Origin of the sequence: Photorhabdus noenieputensis, from assembly GCF_018448935.1 — a bacterium.
Taxonomy (GTDB): domain Bacteria; phylum Pseudomonadota; class Gammaproteobacteria; order Enterobacterales; family Enterobacteriaceae; genus Photorhabdus; species Photorhabdus noenieputensis.
Map to the genome: position 1 here is coordinate 86,659 of NZ_RCWC01000016.1, position 17,553 is coordinate 104,211.

Annotated in this window: 13 protein-coding genes, 1 tRNA gene and 1 pseudogene; 5 read left to right on the plus strand and 10 right to left on the minus strand. The window is 40.4% G+C overall.

Annotation, left to right across the window (positions count from 1 at the left end; genetic code table 11):
* Positions 1–2 precede the first annotated feature (2 nt).
* The gene (locus tag EAE91_RS12630) at positions 3–833 is read left to right on the plus strand and encodes a nucleotidyltransferase domain-containing protein (RefSeq protein ID WP_214088798.1); all 831 of its coding nucleotides are present in this window, start codon (positions 3–5) and stop codon (positions 831–833) included.
* A 165-nt stretch (positions 834–998) separates the two neighbouring features.
* Here the strand turns inward: EAE91_RS12630 and EAE91_RS12635 are convergent, their stop codons facing one another.
* The 8 genes from EAE91_RS12635 to folD all read right to left on the minus strand — a co-directional run bounded on the left by EAE91_RS12635 (position 999) and on the right by folD (position 7,385).
* The gene (locus tag EAE91_RS12635; protein WP_214088799.1) at positions 999–2,165 is read right to left on the minus strand and encodes a glutathionylspermidine synthase family protein; all 1,167 of its coding nucleotides are present in this window, start codon (positions 2,163–2,165) and stop codon (positions 999–1,001) included.
* 129 nt (positions 2,166–2,294) lie between these two features.
* Complete coding sequence (locus EAE91_RS12640; RefSeq protein WP_214088800.1) at positions 2,295–3,206, minus strand: DUF1190 domain-containing protein; 912 nt, start codon at positions 3,204–3,206, stop codon at positions 2,295–2,297.
* Positions 3,207–3,218: 12 nt separating this feature from the next.
* Complete coding sequence (locus EAE91_RS12645; protein ID WP_214088801.1) at positions 3,219–3,656, minus strand: DUF350 domain-containing protein; 438 nt, start codon at positions 3,654–3,656, stop codon at positions 3,219–3,221.
* Positions 3,657–4,319, minus strand: a complete 663-nt coding sequence (locus EAE91_RS12650) for a YjfK family protein (protein WP_214088802.1) — start codon at positions 4,317–4,319, stop codon at positions 3,657–3,659.
* Positions 4,320–4,384: 65 nt separating this feature from the next.
* Entirely contained in the window at positions 4,385–5,068 is a 684-nt protein-coding gene (locus tag EAE91_RS12655) for a PspA/IM30 family protein (protein WP_040148911.1), read from the minus strand.
* Positions 5,069–5,087: 19 nt separating this feature from the next.
* Positions 5,088–5,504 carry a DUF2170 family protein gene (locus EAE91_RS12660; protein WP_214088803.1) on the minus strand — a complete coding sequence of 139 codons (417 nt, stop codon included), beginning with the start codon at positions 5,502–5,504 and terminating at the stop codon, positions 5,088–5,090.
* A gap of 793 nt (positions 5,505–6,297) precedes the next feature.
* Positions 6,298–6,510 carry a ribosome-associated protein YbcJ gene (ybcJ, locus tag EAE91_RS12665; protein ID WP_214088804.1) on the minus strand — a complete coding sequence of 71 codons (213 nt, stop codon included), beginning with the start codon at positions 6,508–6,510 and terminating at the stop codon, positions 6,298–6,300.
* On the minus strand, positions 6,510–7,385 hold the full coding sequence (gene folD / locus EAE91_RS12670; RefSeq protein ID WP_112896680.1) for a bifunctional methylenetetrahydrofolate dehydrogenase/methenyltetrahydrofolate cyclohydrolase FolD: 876 nt from the start codon (positions 7,383–7,385) through the stop codon (positions 6,510–6,512). Before folD ends, ybcJ begins: the two co-directional genes overlap by 1 nt.
* A 196-nt stretch (positions 7,386–7,581) precedes the next feature.
* Between folD and EAE91_RS12675 the strand changes: the two genes are divergently transcribed.
* Positions 7,582–7,658, plus strand: a tRNA-Arg gene (locus tag EAE91_RS12675).
* Between the two features lie 460 nt (positions 7,659–8,118).
* On the opposite strand, the gene EAE91_RS12680 is transcribed toward EAE91_RS12675, so the two are convergent.
* On the minus strand, positions 8,119–8,658 hold the full coding sequence (locus EAE91_RS12680; RefSeq protein WP_214088805.1) for a GTPase: 540 nt from the start codon (positions 8,656–8,658) through the stop codon (positions 8,119–8,121).
* 700 nt (positions 8,659–9,358) lie between these two features.
* Here EAE91_RS12680 and dptF point away from each other — a divergent pair.
* The 3 genes from dptF to dptH are packed head-to-tail and all read left to right on the plus strand — an operon-like array spanning position 9,359 to position 17,407.
* A complete protein-coding gene (dptF, locus tag EAE91_RS12685; protein ID WP_214088806.1) occupies positions 9,359–11,005 on the plus strand; it encodes a DNA phosphorothioation-dependent restriction protein DptF in 1,647 nt (548 codons plus the stop codon).
* On the plus strand, positions 11,005–12,336 hold the full coding sequence (dptG, locus tag EAE91_RS12690; protein ID WP_214088815.1) for a DNA phosphorothioation-dependent restriction protein DptG: 1,332 nt from the start codon (positions 11,005–11,007) through the stop codon (positions 12,334–12,336). The genes dptF and dptG overlap by 1 nt, the downstream gene beginning before the upstream one ends.
* Complete coding sequence (gene dptH / locus EAE91_RS12695) at positions 12,317–17,407, plus strand: DNA phosphorothioation-dependent restriction protein DptH (RefSeq protein ID WP_214088807.1); 5,091 nt, start codon at positions 12,317–12,319, stop codon at positions 17,405–17,407. The genes dptG and dptH overlap by 20 nt, the downstream gene beginning before the upstream one ends.
* Before the next feature lie 32 nt (positions 17,408–17,439).
* Here dptH and EAE91_RS12700 read toward each other — a convergent pair.
* Positions 17,440–17,553 (minus strand): annotated as a pseudogene (locus EAE91_RS12700) (IS5/IS1182 family transposase); the annotation flags it as partial.

Here is a 17,553-nt window from a genome sequence, read left to right on the forward strand (position 1 = left end):
AGATGAAAGAAAAATTTGGTATCAGTGACATTATGAAGCAACACATATGCCAAAAACTGGCGCAACTTGAGACAGAGCTGCAAATACGAATACTCTACGCCTGTGAATCAGGTAGCCGCGGTTGGGGATTTGCCTCGGCAAACAGTGATTACGATGTACGTTTTATTTATGTACATGCTCCATCATGGTACTTACGCGTCGATCCCTCTCGGGATGTCATTGAACTGCCGATCAGCAACGAGCTGGATATCTGTGGTTGGGAACTGCGTAAAACGTTAGGGTTGCTGAAACGAGCCAACCCGACACTGATGGAATGGGCAGACTCACCGGTAATCTACTACGAAGACGTGGAGTTTATGGCGGCACTACGCGCCCTATTACCAGACTATTTTTCCAACAACAGAGCGCGATATCACTATCTGTCGATGGCAAAGAAAAACTTTCGTGGTTATCAGCAAGGCGAGAAAATTCGGCTGAAAAAATACCTTTATGTACTACGTCCATTGCTGGCGGTACGTTGGATCGAAGCCGGTAAAGGTGTGCCCCCGATGCGCTTCGACACCCTACTGGCCGGAACTGTTGCAGACGCGGCGCTGATGCAAGAGATACAGACTCTACTTGCCATCAAGCGTAACGCTGACGAAACGGAGTATAGCCCACGTTTTAAGCGCATTCATAACTTTATCTGCCGCGAGTTGGATGATTCAGTTACCCGCTGCGAACTCAAAGACAAAAAACACCTTCCAGATACCGAATTGGATCTACTTCTGATGCACACAGTACTTCACCATAATAATCAAGAAGAAGGAGAATACATGTTAAGAAACGGATGAAAAATCATGTAAATATGACATTTCAGCAATAAAGTTGGATGTTTACTAATAAGAGCCAGAAAGCAGGGTCTTTCCGCCCTGCTCCAGAAATAAATATATCAACTCTCTACTTTAAGCCGAAAAATTTATGCAGAAGAGACAGATAGTTAGAATGTTACAGAGCCATTAACCTAAAATAATATGAGGCACAAATCGTGATGTATCTTTCGTGATCCTGCCAATATCTTCCCTGACCGATAGACCAGCAGGCGTGTCATCAACGAGCCAACTGCCGATAAGAACATGGCTATTACCGATCTTTGGCAATGGAGTGTACTGCTGCACAATGTAACCCTCCTCACCGTAAGGACCCTCTACTTCTTCAACCACTTTGCCATCTTGATAAATACTAATATTCGCTCCCTCACGGCTGAATATCGGCTTCATAACGTAGTGATTTAGACGCTTGGCTTGCGGATCATCGGCAAAATAAGCTTCAAGCAAATTTGGATGTCCTGGAAACATCTCCCAAAGCAATGGCAAAATTGACTTATTCGAGGTGATGCATTTCCACATTGGCTCAAACCAATTAACACCGGCAGTAACCAAGTGTTGAGCATATTCTTCACGAAACATGAACTCCCACGGGTACAACTTAAATATAGAATCTATAATCTTGTTGTTACTATCCGTAAACTTACCGCACTCGCTGAGTCCAATATCTTCAATATAGACAAATTCGGTATGAATACCGGCATCTTTGGCGCAATCAGCCATGTAATCAACCGAACCTCTGTCCTCTTCTGTGCCCTTACAGCAGGCAAAATGGAGCGTGTTGAATGGTAAAAAAGGTTTCAGTTCACAGAAACGATTAACCAACAGCTCCTGTAGTAAGTTGAACTGATCCGCAACATGAGGCAATTCACCACGGTTAACCTTATCTTCTAACCACAGCCAGCTAAAAAAACCATGTTCATAAATAGAGGTCGGCGTATCTGAGTTAATTTCCAATAATTTCACCGGGTTTTTGCCATCATAAGCAAAATCAAGACGACTATAGAGGCTTGGATCTCGGCGCTTCCAAGATGCACGAACCAATGGCCACATTGCTGCTGGAATTTGGAATTTAGCCATCAACTCATCACTGTTGACCACTTGCTCTACTGCTTGAAGGCTCAATTGGTGGATTTCCGCTGTCGGAGCTTCAATATGTTCTTCAATCTGCTTGAGAGTAAACTGGTAGTAACGGTCTTCCGTCCAGTACGGTTCATTATCGATTGTATGGAAACCAAACCCAAATTCTTTTGCCCGCATTTTCCAATCATGACGAGGTGTTGTTGGGATCTGAAGCATGACATTAACCCTTTGATAATGCTTATTTGAATCTTGGAAAAAATCATCGCACAAGCGCTTAATACGGCAATAATGACTCTATGCAAGACACTGATAACAAGAAGCCTACGAATAAAATGTCAACGCCGGTTAACCACCCCAACTGTATTTAGCGGAAGATGTTGAACCGAAACCACCGGAAGACTTGGTAGTGACAATTGGCTTGCTATCATAGCCAGAATAACGGGAATCGCTACTTTTAAGCCTCTGCTCCCTTTCACGCATTAAGCGTTCTCGATACATTCTCTCCCTGTGTTTACGTTCTGAATAATCACCGATTTCATCAACGATCCCAGATGTAATATAAGCAGTTGATCGGGGGTTCAGTACAGGATTTATACCCGTAACTACATTTCCAGAATTTGCATACAAAGCGCCATGTGTATTTGTTCCAACCTGAGAAATTTCTTTCTCAATTGGCAAGCGAACCGTTTCCAGCGGCTGCAAATAACGTCGGTTCATCTCGTACTGGATATTGCCAATATCAGAATAGGTACCAATAACCTTGCCATCAGCAAAAAAAAGCTTACCGTACAAGTCGCTATAGCCTGATGTTGAAGTAAATAGTGGCTGGTAAAACATGTTGCGATACTTTTCAGCCATATCATATCGGCTAAACTGTTCTGGCTTCACCTCCGCCATCATAAAGGCGGCCATCTTCGGTCGATAACCTACAGCCCCCGGCATTGCTTCACACTCACCGTACTCAAGCTCACACATGGCTTTCTGACGAAATTTCTGCGACGTACGTTCCGCTTCACGTAATGCCGCTTGATATGTGGTTTCACACTGAGCAGCGATCGTATTCTTTGGATTATTCTGACAAGACGCCAAATCCTTATAGACATTGATTGACAGTTCATCCGCCGATTGACCACACCCCACGAGCGAACCCATACTGAGCACCAATGACGTGAATGAGAACCCACGCCAATATTTACGTTTACTCTCAATGTTGATGGTGGTGCTGCGCATTCTGCGCTTTTTGTTCCCGTTCGTCATACGATCCCCAAATCAGTAAGTCATGCAAGCTGCATTTAAAAGACCAACAGAAATTGACACCGACGCCAGCACAACCGCGGCAGGGACCTCATTATTCTCAATGCGAGATACAATCTTTGGCATCATAAATATGCGAACCATAAAGAAGCCAACAACCTGAGCCAACAGCGCAACAACACTCCACATCACGAAATCAATCACCCCCACAGAGTTGCTTGCCGCACTTGCAATGGCGATGCTGTAACCAACCAGCGCACCACCAAGCGATATCGCAGCGGCACTATTCTTCTCTTGCTTGATAAGTTTCCACTCATCATGCGGAGTAATTATTGTGTAGATAAATTTGAAAACGATGAAAAAAACCAGCGCCAGCCCAAAACATAAACCAAAATTGCCTACACCATGCATAAATTGCGTGAAAGCCTGCTCTTCATTCTCCAATGTGATCATTTATGCCACCACTTTAAAATCAGTTTGGTTAAGTTGAATACCGGTGCTCAGTACCATCAATCTATCCAGGTTATTCCCTACCACTTTTTCTTCTCCCACAACTTGAAGCTCTTCTGTTCTGTTATGAGCAACCTGACGCGTATACACCATCACAAACTGATCAGTTTCAGTTATACGCCCCTCTTTAGTGTAAGTTTTCTCGGTAACCGCTACAGGTTTAATGTTATCCCACAACTGAGAGAACTGGGTGCCATCGAGATCATATTCCCCATTTGGCGTGACGATACCGTTTTTAATCAGCGCATCCCATTGAACTTGTGAATCTATCGGTTTAGTTTCGTAAAAATACCACAGGCTCACTTCCTTCACGCCATCATCCCCCTCCCCTTCTTGAAGCACTTGAAGATAACCTTCGTCATCGGTGTAATAACGAACCAAACGCACGTTATCACCTAAATCGACAACACCAACGGAACATATAAGTTGAGTTGAAGCCGCGTTTTCGATCGTTAAGTCAGATTCAATCAGTTTTAGCATCAGCGGGTCTATCTCAAGTACACCACCGATACGCAAACCTAATACTTCCGGCACCTTTGGCACCACAGGCGCAACCGTCTTACCCCCGAATGAGTTCTTAAACGCATCTGCGATTTTGGAAAGCATAAGAATATCTCTTGATAGGAAGATCCCACTTTAAAAAGCAGGATCTTGATTTAACAACTTAATATTTACTTGCCAAGGATACGAGCAAGTTCATCTTCCGCAGACATCGCGCTTGAAGTTATACCAGCCTCTTTAAGCTTTTTATCCAGATCGCTAGAAGTCATACTATCGTGTAACTCTTGCTGAGCTTCGAACTGAGCCGCTTTCTCAGCCTGACGTGACTTGATACGCTCAAGGGAATCAAGGGCGGTAGATGTTTTTGAAGAAGCGCCAACGACAGAGTTATGAGTCGCAGCTTGGGCTTTCTGTACTTGTTCAGTTGCCTTAACCAAATCAACCTGGTTCTCAAGCTGAGACACCTTCTTTTTCGCTTCTTGCACATTGTGTCGGTGCATCGTTTCAGTCTTCTGGAACGATTCAAACAACGCTTGTTCTCTTTCCAGTTCATCACGCAGGGTCGCAACTTTCTGAGCACACTCCAAAGCAAGCCCATTGTCGCCTTTACCCGCAGCAGAGCGAGCATAACCCTCGTACTCGGTGATACTGTTTTTGATATCGGCAACCTTTTTCTCTGCCATTTTTCGCTTAGCAATCATGCTAACCAGACTTTCATCCGCACGACGGATTTCTGCTTTTGCTTCTCGGATTTCCTGATCAAGAATCGTCAGTGCATTGCCATCAGCGACAGATTCTGCCGCATTATTTACCGTTCCTTTAATTGCTTTAAAAAGCTTTTTCCATACATTCATTGGTATTTCCCCTACATTGTTATTTTAGGAACTCAGAATACGCATCAAGAAGCTCAGTGATGTTGGCAAACAGCATAGAGACTTCGATGACAACGCTTTCTTGTTTTGATTCTGATGACAATGAACCAAAAGCGGCATAGTAAGATTGACCATCCACTTTAGTTATTCCAACTGAAGTCAGAGGCATCATTTTATGCGTTTCTAAAATAAACTGATTTAAAGAAGCGGGATCTAAAACATTCTCTTCCGAAAACAGTAATGCTTCCACTGTAATTTGCCTGCCACAAATAGCCAGATGTGCTTTAATTCCGTCTTCGTTAGTAATTGCAAGACATTCACCTATTTGCTCTACAGTCCAGTTGTTACCAGATTCATTAAGAGCTTTAATCACTTGATTTAATTCCAAACTATCTACTCCACTGGTTTGTTTTATCATTAAAATCAGCATATTAAGCTTAAATTATCATCAGATTATACATTTTTCAATAAGTATTGCGTTAAAATAGCCCAGTATTAAACCTAAAATATTCATAAGCATGGTAAATACTAAAAACGCATAAAACCTTAAATACAGCACTACTGAACATTATTAAAACCTTATACCATTTGCTAAGTGATTTCGTGCTACCCCAATACCTCCTGCACAAAACACCATGAGAATACTCGCATGAAAAAACTTATCCTGGCGGATGATTAAAACCACGCTTAACTAAGGTTGCTTTAAGCCTTGGCATATCACAGTAAATAAAACAGAAAATTGCAGGGTAAAATAAAAACTTCCAGTAAAATCAACCGATATTGATAAAAGTATCCATCTTGGTTATCAACTCATTTAACCTTCTAATATTAAAGCTAAAATCTTTTTCAAACTCCCGTTTATCTCCGATATAAAAAACCTTTTCTACTTAGCGTTTTTTACATTCAACAGAGATTAACCTTATGCATTAACTATCAGATTTAACCTTTATTTACCGCCATAATCTTTTCATCACCATTTCAACTATCTGTTTTCACTTCATTTGAAAACTAACAAAGCCGATTTATGCAATAAACAGAAAAGTGATAATGATAGAGATTAAAAGGGTGATAAAGCGTTTATATTTTTACTATTTCACATTGAGATATCTTTTAACAACAGACAGTTAGGTTAACTGCCAGCAAAAACTTATTGGAAAGACTTTACCGGCAATCTACGGCTCCCTTTATTTTTTTAAGGGAGCCTATTTTAATCATTCTTTAATGTGGACAGATTTACCATTAAAAGTAACAACCTGCCCGGCTATCGCTTTATAACGTTTACGGGTTTCTATCTGATTATTCACTTCAACCAGACCTTCAGCAATAACCGCTTTAGCGCTAGCACCGCTTTCACTCCACCCTTGAAACTTCAACAAATCACACAACGCCACATAAGGGTGGCCTTCTAAATAAAAAATTTCCATTAACAACCTTCAATTTTTTCCACATCGTGGTATTCCTCGCAGGCTTGCAAGGTATTCTGGATAAGTGTCGCGACTGTCATCGGGCCAACCCCTCCTGGAACCGGAGAGATCCAGCTTGCTCGCTCTGATGCAGTTTCAAAATCAACATCACCAATCACTTTGCCATCTTCCAGGCGGTTAATGCCGACATCAATAACAATAGCGCCGGGTTTAATCCATTCGCCGGGGATAAAGTTTGGTTTACCGACCGCCACAATGAGTAAATCTGCATGCTCCACATGATGACGTAAATCTTTGGTAAAGCGATGAGTCACCGTGGTGGTACAACCAGCCAATAACAGCTCCAGGCTCATTGGGCGACCAACAATATTTGAAGCACCGATAACGACAGCATTCAGCCCATAAGTGTTAATTCCACAACGCTCAAGCAACGTTGCGATACCGCGCGGCGTACAGGGGCGCAGCTTTGGCGCACGTTGACACAAACGACCAATATTATAGGGATGGAAGCCATCGACATCCTTATCAGGCTGGATACGTTCCAGAACTTTGACGTTATCAATACCGGCAGGTAAAGGGAGCTGAACCAAAATACCATCAATTTCTGAATCATTATTAAGCTGATCGATAAGATTCAACAACTCGGCTTCACTGGTGGTATCTGGCAGGTCATAGGAACGGGAAACAAACCCGACTTCCTCACAGGCACGGCGTTTGCTTGCGACATAAATTTGAGAAGCGGGGTTTTCGCCGACTAAAACAACGGCAAGACCAGGAGCACGTCTTCCCGCAGCAACACGTTGCTGAACACGCACTGCGACTTCACTTCTGATTGTCTGCGCAATCGTTTTCCCGTCAATAATTTTTGCTGGCATGTACGAATAAATCCATAAATCAAACATTGGGATACTGCCTATTTTGTCAGAACATGAACGTGCTGTCAGTTTTATTGATAATCAGAAAATAGCCAGATGAAGATTTATAAGCAGAAAAGCCATTGACTCAAGGAGTTGTCACCGTATAATCTCTCCCCGCATCAAAGCATTACTGATGCAGCTCATCTCTCAAGATGCGCCCTTAGCTCAGCTGGATAGAGCAACGGCCTTCTAAGCCGTAGGTCACAGGTTCGAATCCTGTAGGGCGTGCCATATCAACTTCTCTTATCGTCTAGCCAAGCCAATAAACTCTAATAAATACAATCAATTATGCTATTATTGTGCTCCAGAAGTCGAGTAAAGCCCGCTGAAATCTATATTGTGTAGCAAACTAACAGGCCACAGCTTTCGCCATACCATGAACACCATTATCCATAAGCAGGGTTATAATACAGCCTGGATTGAAAACCAACTTACCTCATTGATAAGAGCTCTATCCGTGGTGCCACAATCATGAGTCATGAGTAATATCTGGATAATAGCAACAAGCCAGATATTTTGCCTTTTTCGATTTGACAACCTCTTTTATATGGTGGACACATATATGAGTTTATCCAAGGATAACCAAACGCTAATAAAGAGTGGGTAATGAACTACTCTGAATAAGAAAGAATCAAATGCAAGATGTAGTTCAATGATTATTTTTTATACAAATTACTGCCATTTCCCTTTCTCATCGATTTAAATAATGAGAAAACTCCCATTCTTTATATTGCTGATTAATTTCTTTCACTGACATGAGTTTTATCTTGGGAATTGATAAGCTTTCGTAAATTTCAGTATGACGTTTTCTGCTTTTGGGTACAGCAAAAATAATGTGATGTATCATCTCCCATTTTATACGTTCTTTAGCTCCGAGAAGAGCACCATGTCGGTGACTTTGGAGTAAAGTCCTATTCATATATCGAGACAAGCTTAGCAGGGTAGGAATATCTAATAAAATTAATCCGGTAGCTCTGGAAAGACGTTGAGGAAGCGCTTTTTTATAGTTTCCATCTATAACCCATTTGTCTTCATTTATTACTTTATCATGTAATGTAATAAATTCATCATAAGGGCGCGGTTGCCAATCTGAATCAGCCAAATGAAAAAGTTGGTCCAAATGTGTGGCTTTCAGATTGAGTTTTTTCGAAATTGCATTAGCCAGTGTGGATTTCCCGCTATTTGATGGTCCTATGATACATATTCTGCTACCAAGATCTGAGAGTTTCATTGCGGCTCCGTTATAAATATACCCTCTTGTCAGCTACATGAGAATGACCAGAGCTGGTAATTCGAAAGGGCGGAGATTTTATCAGCTATTTCTGTCGAAAGAAAATCCCAGTGGCTTCAACTTTTGGAGCAGACTTCTTGTCTGTAGGAGAGTAAAGTCATTAGGACATCACCAAACCGATAAACTAAACGAGTATAAATCAGATATCCAAGCACATTGGTTACCTCTGTAGAGCTAAAGCCCTCCGTTTCCGCCACACGATAAATATCATTTCTATATGAGCAGGGATTTAATACGGTTTGGAGCGAGTTACTACTCACTTGGATAAAAATACCATTCGTGACACATGCAACTATGTGCAATATCTAGAGCGGAAAGGATGTTACGGTATGGGATTACATTAATAACCTAAAAAAACAATGCTGAAAGTAACGTGAGAGATTTGAAAAAACTAGCATACCTAACCATTTAAACATCTTGATGTCTGTGAATCACTGTGACCTTAATTTGATTTTGATGGGCGGGAACCCGAGGTCAATTACAGGAATATGCCTATAACAATATGATTTAAATGATAAATGACTATTTTTGTGTCTAAATTATCTGTATAGTTTTAACCTAAATCGGTAAATAAGCATATAGAGATCAGGGGCTAGCTTGTATAGAATGATCTAATTCTTACTTTAGAGAACATGAAGCTATGAGCCCAATCACATTGCGTAAAGCATTAGGTGTACTTGCTAAGTCATCTTCGTTTTCTGTAGCGACGATTACTCATCGACAAAAGGATGTGTTCGACGAGCTAAAGCATCAACTCTTTGTAAAACAAGATATTGAAGTTGATCTACAACAATATCTGGATACAGCAAAATCAGGTGAAATTATTTTTCTTTGTGGCAGCAGTGGTGACGGAAAATCTGAAATTCTTACTCGTTGCTGTACTAACCCCCGTTATCAACAGAAGTTTGATTTCCATCTAGATGCAACCCATAGTTTCTCCCCCCGACAATCTGCGATTGATGCTCTGAATGAGTTATTTGATAAGCATAAGGCAGGGGAGCGCCCTTTATTACTAGGCATCAATACTGGAATGTTAGCTAATTATTCGATGGAAGGTGCGGAGCAACACCAAGACATTCGTTCTATCATTGATGCTTATTTATCTGATAATCAGAGAGAACAGGGAGCGTGGGTTAATAATTCATGCTGTTTTTTTAATTTTGAACACTATCCTAAGTTCCAGTTTGATGAGTCAAAAAATTACTCTCCCTTTATCAAATCTCTGATTAAAAATTTAACTAAAGAAGATGACAAAAATCTTTTTCATGTTATTGCACAGAGAGATGAATTAGCAGGGCATGATTTACAGGTTGTTGCTAATTTCAAAATGCTCAGTAAATCAGGTGTACAGGATGTTTTGATTACTCAATTATTTAAATCTCGGTTGATGAAAGAGCAGTTTGTCACCACTCGTGCGTTGTTGGATTTACTTCACCATTTATTACTGGGACCAGGCTACTTATTTGATAATCTTTTTAACAGTGAAGAAAATGAGCTAGTTAAAAAAATTGCAGAGTTTGATCCCGCAAGATTACATACGCATGGGCTTGATCAGTTCATATTATGCTATGAATTAGGGTTAAATGATCCTGATTTAGATGAATTTTTGGCTATATTGGCACAGCAGCATATTTATTTTGGGAGTCATAATAAAAATGCAGCCTCTCTTATTCGCCTTTTCTGGTTATTGCGTAATGAGTCATTAGGCAATAATTATCACCAAAAATTTAGTCTGTTCTTTAATGAAAAATTATTCGAACGTTATGCACAGATTTGGTATTTACACAAAAGCTATACAGCTGACGTAGAACAGAAAAAAACATTACATCGTTTCTATATTTCGGAGTTGGTTTCAGGGATTCAGCGTTATGCTAATCGCAAAGCCCCAGAATTAAGCACTCAAAAAGAAGAGTTCTTTTTGGGGGAGTATGGTGGGGTAAAAATAACAGCTCCGGTGGCATTAAAACCTGATTGGGATGCTATCTTAAAGAAAAATACTGTTTATCCCACCTGTTTTGAAGTTCATCTGAAGGTGGGAGTAAATTCTCTATTACCTATCCGTATCAGCCTTAACTTATTTGAATTGCTCGGAAAACTGAATAATGGTTATCGACCCAATAAATATGACAAAAATGCTATTGTCTTGCTGGATGAAATGATTGAATTGATCACAGAACAGGCAAAATCCAGCACAGATCTTCGATTTTATGATAGCAATCATCGAATTTATACTATAAAGGTAGATGACGACATAATTACAGTAAGCAGCATGGATGGAGTAGCATGATGCATACCAATGAAAAAAAATACCCCATCGCATCAAAGTTAAAAATACGTAATAATCAAATAGATAGTTGTTATCTGCCAGTTCGTAATAAAAATAATGATTTCGATTGGGAATTTGTCACCGGACTGGTATTAAGCTATGCCCTGAAAAGAAAAATAGATGCGTATGATTTTAAACAATTTAGCAATGACTGTAAGGTACATCTACTTGCTCAACTTGATGAACCAGATTTCTGGAATATTCTAGAACGCATGTATTTTTCGAGTAAAGATATTTACCGAGTATCTCCTCTTTTTTTACTGTTTCATGCGCAATTTTCTGATGCAGGAAAGATCAGTTCTGGTGTTGCAAATAAACGATTAAGTACTTTCTTTGCCAATCTGGTAGGAGACTTTACTCTACAATATCCTATAAAGGATAAGTTGAATTTCTTAGAACAGCAAATATTGTCTAAGCTCAACGAAAAAATACGACCGCTTGGAAAACCCTTTGACGAAGAACAAACCTATCTTCCCTATCTAGTAAGTTGTTTTCAAGATGATTTAGCATTTTTGGCTGAATATCCCCAATATCTTTTGCAGGAGTTAAGTAATACTTTACGTCTGTATGCATTTACTTGGTGTGCACAACTCGCGCTCAACCTGGAACATTGGCAGGAAGGCTTACCCAAAAGTAGAGCATTATTCTTCATTCTTGATACAGAAAAAGCCAGTTCAGAAAGAGAAAAAATTAATCGTTATGGTTATAAATTCTTTTCCAGCAAAAGTGTAAAATTATTTCCCATTCTCTCCGCGTTGGATGTGTTGCAATGGGAAGATGGGAAAAAACGTCCATTATGGCAAGTGTACCATGATGCCTTGAGCTATTCTGACCCACAGGTACTACGTCAAATTAATGAATATTTACAAGCATTTATTAGTAAGCGTGAACTTTCAAATCGGGAACGAGCAGAGAATCTGTATGACGCATTTAAACAATTATTATCAGTTGCACTAGAGCAATTCCAGGACAAGAAATCAGATCGTGCATCAGTAAATCGCAACTATATCAATGAGCTGGAAAGTCAGATCTGTAATGATTTTATTCAGATACGTGGTCGGGCAGGTAAAGTTCTGGTATTAAATCAGGATCGGCTCTTGTTACTGACAAATCTCACAATTGGCAAAAATGAAAGACTTAGGCTTCATGAGCTGTTACGTGGTTTTGAGCAACGTGGTTTTTATCTGGATAATCAGTCAGTACAAACACTAGTTGCGTTTTATGAACGCATAGGAAACATAGAAAGAATGAGTGATAGTGGAGATGCCGTGTATGTCCGTAAAACAGTATGAAACGTACCTAGCAGAAACGTTTATTGAGTGGGTTAGCGGAATTATTCAGGCTGGTGAACGCTATCAGTTTCAATCCCCCGATCCCGACAATGCATCTAAACTCTGGCAAGCTTTTGTTGCGCTGTCTAGCGGAAATAAACTGGAACTCACTTCAGGTCAGTACATCACCAGTATCCCGTGTAACGGAATTCAACTTATTCCAGTGTTACATGGTAACGAAGCACCAGCATTTACAGAAAATTATATTTCCCATCTCCGTGATCAAGTTGCAGGCCGTGACAGTGTTTTTAATAAGACGGCTTTGTTGATTATTCACAACAGCATGCTGGATACCCTGATTAACAGTACAAAAGATGTTGCTGCACCAGATGCAATCTGGTACCCCGCCACTTTCAGTCGTCAACTTGAAAAACTAATTTCACCCAATAGTGAAAGATATGAATTATCCTACTGCTTGCTAGAAGATCAGCTAACCATTGTTCTCGAAGAGGGAGCAACAGTTTTCGGGTTTGCGTCGTTGTATCACTTACTGGATGACGGCAATTTAGATTTTTCTGAATTAAAGTTATTCAAAGACGATGTGTTATTGAGTTATAGCAAGAAGCAACTACGTGCTCGGCTTAATGATAACCGAAAACTCTACCGTCAAATTGAGGATAGTATCGAACGCTATAATGGACAACTAGAAAATGTCCTAACCGAGTTTAGTTCAAAATTCATTCAAAGCCATTTTGTCGATAATGATGACTGGCGTTTACTTGATTACGCTAATTATCTGGAAGAGATAGAGGCGAATACCGAGCAAAAACTTATTTTTGACAAAGTTACCGTTGAAAATGGAGAAATCTGGCAACGATCTAAAAGTTCAACTAAAGCAGGTAAGCGCGAAATCAGTTTGCTGGTACAGGTTCAACCGGAACAGTCACATGTTGAAATGGAATTTAGTTTTCTGGGTAATGATCTTCGTGACGAAAACATTAAAATCAAACACCATAATGAGTTAAAAAACAATCAATTTTGGCATACAAGGAGAGTTAGTGGTAGATCTTCCCGTATTATTGCGTCTGTACCTTTTGATGGACACCCATGCTTTTTTAGCCTTGAATTAGTTAATCGGGATAATTCTGCAGAAGAATATAAATTCCGCTTGTTGCTGGTAGAAAAAGGAAAATTTTGGCTTGATGAAATCAAGAATTGCTACCGTATTGAACCCTTTAAAAGACAACTAACTTTGCAGCTGGAAGATAATCAGTTACGTATAGCAGAAGCTGGAGAAAAAGTTTTTTCCCTGAATGAAGATATCTATGAAATAGATTGCCAGCAATATGCACTAGTAAATTTTGAAACACTGGCAAATCAAAGTGATCTAATCCAGTTTACATTGACATCGGGTGATGACCAACTGCTGCTTAACATTGAAGGTCCGGGAGCTGAAGAAGGATTAACCTTACCTTTACTTTTTGATCAGAGCCGCTTTAATAAACTGTTTAAAGAGGAAGGGAATGCAGAATATAACAAAGCTAAACGACGTGTAATTCTAGAAAATACCGAACATAACGTTGCAGGTGTCCGTCAACACTTACTAGAAATGGAGTCATCACTGATTGAGCAAAATTTGCTCGGATTGCGCAGTGGCGGAAATGTTTTTGCTCTGGATGATATATACACCAGCTACCCCGATTTACATAATGCTTACAAGCAGCTTTTCACCTACTACCAACGCCATAATTCATTACCGAGCCTAGTCTCATGGTCGGAGGATTATCGTGTGTTGGTTAGCCATGTCCTAGACACTTTTGAAAGAGCATTAAAGCAAATTGGGCTAAATAAGGCCCTAACACTGCAAGAAAAATCGTTGTTGCATTTAGGGATTTACCATAATGAAACCCATGAGCGACTTTCGCCATTGCATCCTTTAGTCTTGGCCTATCATCTGCAACTAGCTGAAGCTATTGTTACTGAAGCAGAACAGTATTTGTCCACTTCGTTTGTCACGTTACCACAGATTACACTTGAACGTTTGGTCGCCTCTGGCTTAATGCCGTTTGTGTATCACAGTGAGCATGAATACGCGCAGCTACAACCTGTAGCTGAGAATCGTTTCTGGATTGATGTTGTACCACAGCGTCAAATGAACCGTGATTATGTTAAACGTCTGGTTAAAGACAAGCTCAATGAATTTACTGACGCTTATGCCCGATTATTCCAAGGTACTGATAATAATGCGCTGATTATTAATGCTATCAATCAGGGCTTGGCTAAAGAATTGTTTTTAGGACTAGTTGAATATTTTAAACAGGAAAAAGAACTCGCCATCTCGGTGCATGTAAACTGTTACGACGATTATCTGGCACCAAACGAGTTTGATCGTTTTGCTGAAAGCGCCAGTTATGAACAACTCAAGAACGATCTTGGTTTAAACAGTGGTATGTGGCGCACTGAAGCCGATATGCTGATTGATTTGATGCGTAGCCGTCTGACATTCAGTAAATTTACCCTGCCTCCAGAAAGCGACGATCTAGCTTATGCACATCTGGCATTTTTTACCAATACAACTCCTGTAGATTGCCGCCCGATAAGTATCGATGACACTTCAAGTGGTGTGTTATGTAGTGGCTTAATTGCAGGTGAAGGAGCTGAAACGCAGGAAGATGCTTATTTTACCGCCTTTGGTCTACGTCATGTTAACACTGAACCATACATAGCCTTACGCCTTGCCAGATTGCTGGGGTGCTTATGGCTACCTGCACGTCAGAGCAACAGCCAGTATCTCGGACAGGGGATTGGGCTTGCCGTGAGCGGCAATTTTAAAAAATTACTCACTCGTTCTTATAACAGCGTACTTTGGACAACAATTATTGATCCTAAAGTGACGCTGGATTTCTTTACCAGCCAAAAAGATGTGGTATTGATCCATTACTCAGATCAATACACCAGTTGTGCAGGATATGATGCTGTTACTGTAACCAAACAGGTTGATCTTTTTTTGCGTCTGCTTGAAACAGAAAAACAAGTAGGACAAAACCCTACTGTAGATAGCCAACATTTGCTTGCCGAATTTAACGCCTTCAATGGTGAATGGCTACTTAAAATGTTACGTTCCGGTGAAAAAGAACGTAAAGAAAAACACGGTATTATTGGTGCATACAAGTTTGTGCAATCAATGTTACGCCAATCCGATATCTGTTGGGTTCCTCTTTCAGTAGCCGAAATGATTAGGGTCTCCGGTAATGTGGGCCTAAAAATGAAGGAAAGTGAATTTTCCCGTCAGTCGCATGGCTATCGTAAAGGAGCTATCTCTGATGATGTGCTATTTGTTGGATTTAAAGATAGCAAACTCTATCTTCTACCATTGGAGGTAAAAACGGGAGCCAGGCCTGACTACAATTATGCCGGAAAACAGGCCAGTGAACTAAAACGTTATTTGCAGGAAGATATTCTAGGGCCACAGACATTGGCTTCACAACTCTACCGTGCGTTATTTATTCGCCAAGTGCTGATGCAAGTAGAAAAGCTGCACCTGTATAGTGTATTGGATAGTAACAAGCTATCTCCATTACTGAAACAGCGCGAATGGTGGTTAACTGGAGAGTATCAACTGGGTCAACTTTCCGACTATGTAGATGGTTTTGTACTTGCTCATGTAGATAACGACAGTTGCTTTGATCTCTCTTATAAAAAGACGTCAGATAACATTTTACAAATTGAAATTCCCTATTCCTTATTACCCTCTCTTATTACTGCAAGTGGAGGTGAACAGCCTTTGGCTGAACGTTATCGTGTACCAGAGAAATATCAACTTAAGCCACTCCATGACACAGTGACAACACAGAAAGCCGGTCAGACCAAAAGTAGTGTTTCTCTCATTGAAGAATATCTTGATTCCGAGCAAGTAGAAGAGGATAAACAACTGATGCCGGTAGTCACTTCAGTTATGAGCGAAGAGCCCCTTAAAGTATTATTTGGTCACGATGCTGTGCGTCAAATCCCACTTTACTGGGAGCCAACGAACACCGCTAAGTTTATGAATACTAACACCGGTATCATCGGTACTATGGGTACTGGGAAAACCCAGTTCACTAAATCGCTGGTGACGCAACTTATGCGTAATCAGGCTAACAATGTTAATAGCGCTCCGATTGGTTTACTGATTTTCGATTACAAATCGGACTATGTGGATGAGGCGTTTTTAGCTACAACAGGAGCAAAAAAATACCAGTTGTCTTTGCTGCCTTATAATCCGCTGTCATTGTTTGGTGATATGCCGATGCTGCCACGACATACTGCAATGGCCTTTTCTGAAACCATGGGACGTGCTTATAACCTTGGCGTAAAACAGCGCATGAAACTTGTCACTCTAATTATGGACTGTTATGAAGCAGCAGGCATTATTGCACATAATCGTTCAACCTGGGATCGTATTGCCCCCACAATTGAAGATGTCTGGCAATGTTACCTGGCTCAAGAAAAAGTGGAGGAGGATTCACTCTATGCCGCTCTTTATAATCTTGCCGGTTTCCAGATATTTGAAACTAACCCACAGAAAATGACCAGTCTGTATGATCTGGTTGATGGTGTGACTGTCATTGAGCTTGCGGGGTATCCGACAGAAATACAGAATTTAATTGTTGCACTGACATTAGATCTGTTTTATGCCCAGATGCAGAAACGTGGTAAGCCCGTTGTGCAAGGAGACTACCGTCAGTTAACAAAAATGGTTCTAGTAGATGAAGCTGATAACTTTATGCGCCAGGACTTCCCCAGCTTGCGCAAAATTCTGAAAGAAGGGCGTGAATATGGTGTTGGAGCAATCTTATCAACCCAGGAGATTACTCACTTTAAGACAGGCGATAATAATTATGCCTCTTATATTCTAACTTGGGTAATCCATCGTGTATCAGAGATCAAGAATGCTGATATCAAAGCCGTTTTTAATGTTGATGATAAAAACGAGCAGGAATCATTGATGGGGCAGGTACGCCAGCTTGAAAAACATTTTAGTCTGTATATTGATGGGGATAAACAGATTAAAAAAATGCGGGATAAGGCATTTTGGGAGTTAGTTAAATGACGATTATCGAGGCTATAATTAGGTAGTGTCCCTTAATTATATAATCTCCGGCAAAAGAGTCGAATACAGCCTAATTTCACCATCGACAGATAGTTTCGTGCTGTTTTTTCATAGCGTGTTGCAATACGTCGATTACCTTTCAAAAA

What these genes read in the sequence shown, in the direction of transcription:
- EAE91_RS12680 (WP_214088805.1), bottom strand. Translation starts at nt 8,658, where the DNA reads ATGAAACTCTCAGATCTTGGTAGCAGAATATGTATCATAGGACCATCA.
- folD (WP_112896680.1), bottom strand. Translation starts at nt 7,385, where the DNA reads ATGCCAGCAAAAATTATTGACGGGAAAACGATTGCGCAGACAATCAGA.
- EAE91_RS12630 (WP_214088798.1), top strand. Translation starts at nt 3, where the DNA reads ATGAAAGAAAAATTTGGTATCAGTGACATTATGAAGCAACACATATGC.
- dptH (WP_214088807.1), top strand. Translation starts at nt 12,317, where the DNA reads ATGTCCGTAAAACAGTATGAAACGTACCTAGCAGAAACGTTTATTGAG.
- EAE91_RS12645 (WP_214088801.1), bottom strand. Translation starts at nt 3,656, where the DNA reads ATGATCACATTGGAGAATGAAGAGCAGGCTTTCACGCAATTTATGCAT.
- EAE91_RS12635 (WP_214088799.1), bottom strand. Translation starts at nt 2,165, where the DNA reads ATGCTTCAGATCCCAACAACACCTCGTCATGATTGGAAAATGCGGGCA.
- EAE91_RS12640 (WP_214088800.1), bottom strand. Translation starts at nt 3,206, where the DNA reads ATGACGAACGGGAACAAAAAGCGCAGAATGCGCAGCACCACCATCAAC.
- dptF (WP_214088806.1), top strand. Translation starts at nt 9,359, where the DNA reads ATGAGCCCAATCACATTGCGTAAAGCATTAGGTGTACTTGCTAAGTCA.
- EAE91_RS12650 (WP_214088802.1), bottom strand. Translation starts at nt 4,319, where the DNA reads ATGCTTTCCAAAATCGCAGATGCGTTTAAGAACTCATTCGGGGGTAAG.
- dptG (WP_214088815.1), top strand. Translation starts at nt 11,005, where the DNA reads ATGCATACCAATGAAAAAAAATACCCCATCGCATCAAAGTTAAAAATA.
- ybcJ (WP_214088804.1), bottom strand. Translation starts at nt 6,510, where the DNA reads ATGGAAATTTTTTATTTAGAAGGCCACCCTTATGTGGCGTTGTGTGAT.
- EAE91_RS12655 (WP_040148911.1), bottom strand. Translation starts at nt 5,068, where the DNA reads ATGAATGTATGGAAAAAGCTTTTTAAAGCAATTAAAGGAACGGTAAAT.
- EAE91_RS12660 (WP_214088803.1), bottom strand. Translation starts at nt 5,504, where the DNA reads ATGATAAAACAAACCAGTGGAGTAGATAGTTTGGAATTAAATCAAGTG.